Here is a 2541-nt window from a genome sequence, read left to right as displayed (position 1 = left end):
TAATGAAACCTCATCTTAAAACAGGCTTCCCGCTTAGATGCTTTCAGCGGTTATCCCTCCCGTACGTAGCCAACCAGCCCTGCCACTGGCGTGACAACTGGCACACTAGAGGTACGTCCGTCCCGGTCCTCTCGTACTAGGGACAGCCTTCTTCAAGTTTCAACGCGCGCGGCGGATAGAGACCGAACTGTCTCACGACGTTCTGAACCCAGCTCGCGTGCCGCTTTAATGGGCGAACAGCCCAACCCTTGGGACCTACTCCAGCCCCAGGATGCGACGAGCCGACATCGAGGTGCCAAACCATCCCGTCGATATGGACTCTTGGGGAAGATCAGCCTGTTATCCCCGGGGTACCTTTTATCCGTTGAGCGACACCACATCCACAAGTAGGTGCCGGATCACTAGTCCCGACTTTCGTCCCTGCTCGAGCCGTCACTCTCACAGTCAAGCTCCCTTGTGCACTTACACTCACCACCTGATTGCCAACCAGGCTGAGGGAACCTTTGGGCGCCTCCGTTACATTTTGGGAGGCAACCGCCCCAGTTAAACTACCCACCAGGCACTGTCCCCAACCCAGATCATGGGCCAAGGTTCAGGCATCCACTACCATCAGAGTGGTATTTCACCAACGACTCCACCACCACTAGCGTGATAGTCTCAACGTCTCCCACCTATCCTACACAAACGATAGTAAATACCAATACCAAGCTATAGTGAAGGTCCCGGGGTCTTTTCGTCCTGCCGCGCGTAACGAGCATCTTTACTCGTAATGCAATTTCACCGGGCCTGTGGTTGAGACAGCAGAGGTCTCGTTACGCCATTCGTGCAGGTCGGAACTTACCCGACAAGGAATTTCGCTACCTTAGGATGGTTATAGTTACCACCGCCGTTTACTGGGGCTTAAATTCTCCGCTTCGGAACCAAAGTTCCTAACAGGTCCTCTTAACCTTCCAGCACCGGGCAGGCGTCAGTCCATATACATCAACTTCACGTCTTCGCATGGACCTGTGTTTTTGATAAACAGTCGGACCCCTCTATTCTCTGCGACCACCACCAGCACACACACCGCTTGGATGCGGCACCAGCAGTGGCCCCCCTTCTCCCGAAGTTACGGGGGCATTTTGCCGAATTCCTTAACCACAGTTCACCCGAACGCCTTAGTATACTCAACCTGACCACCTGTGTCGGTTTAGGGTACGGGCCGTACACCCACTCACTAGAGGCTTTTCTCGACAGTACAGGATCACCAACTTCACCCCTACGGGCTACGCATCACGCCTCGACCTTATGTGGTGCGGATTTAACCTACACCACAGTCTGCACGCTTACACCAACAATCCACTCAGTGGCATGGCTACCAACCTGTGTCACCCCATCGCTTGGACCACAGTTCAGGCCCCACGCACACCAACCACGACCAACCCCCGAAAGGGCAAGTACATAGTGGCATGGGTGGTTAGTATCACTGCTTTACCATTGGGCGCGGATATACGGGTACCAGAATATCAACTGGTTATCCATCGACTACGCCTGTCGGCCTCGCCTTAGGTCCCGACTCACCCTGGGAAGACGAACTTGACCCAGGAACCCTTAGTCATCCGGCGGGTAGGATTCTCACCTACCAATTCGTTACTCATGCCTGCATTCTCACTCGCACACACTCCACAGCGCCTTACGATACTGCTTCACAACGTGCACGACGCTCCCCTACCCAACAAAAAATTGTTGCCGCGGCTTCGGCGGTATGCTTGAGCCCCACTACATTGTCGGCGCAGAACCACTCGACCAGTGAGCTATTACGCACTCTTTCAAGGATGGCTGCTTCTAAGCCAACCTCCTGGCTGTCTTCGCGATCCCACATCCTTTTCCACTTAGCATACCCTTAGGGGCCTTAACCGGCGATCTGGGCTGTTTCCCTCTCGACTATGAAGCTTATCCCCCACAGTCTCACTGCCACGCACACACTAGCGGCATTCGGAGTTTGGCTGATGTTGCTAAGATTGTAGTCCCGCTCAACCAACCAGTAGCTCTACCTCCACTAGGCTCATTACGTAACGCTGCACCTAAATGCATTTCGGGGAGAACCAGCTATCACGGAGTTTGATTGGCCTTTCACCCCTACCCACAACTCATCCCCGCAGTTTTCAACCTACGTGGGTTCGCGCCTCCACAACCTCTTACAGCTGCTTCACACTGGCCATGGGTAGATCACCCCGCTTCGGGTCCAGGACATGCCACTCAACACCCCATTAGGATTCGGTTTCCCTACGGCTACCCCACACGGGTTAACCTCGCGACATGCCGCTGACTCGCAGGCTCATTCTTCAAAAGGCACGCCATCACACACACAACAGGTGCTCTGACGGATTGTAAGCACATGGTTTCAGGAACTATTTCACTCCCCTCCCGGGGTACTTTTCACCATTCCCTCACGGTACTTAAATACACTATCGGTTATTGCACGTATTTAGGCTTACCGGGTGGTCCCGGCAGATTCACAACAGATTCCACGAGCCCGTTGCTACTCGGGGACAACAACAA

1 rRNA gene is annotated in these 2541 nt (G+C 54.1%); it reads right to left on the bottom strand.

Annotated features, from left to right (window positions below):
* Positions 1-2541, bottom strand: a 23S ribosomal RNA gene (locus ACEE23_RS11370); the annotation flags it as partial.

Source organism: Corynebacterium sp. 32222D000AT (assembly GCF_053546955.1).
This window is presented reverse-complemented; position numbering and strand designations above follow the sequence as displayed.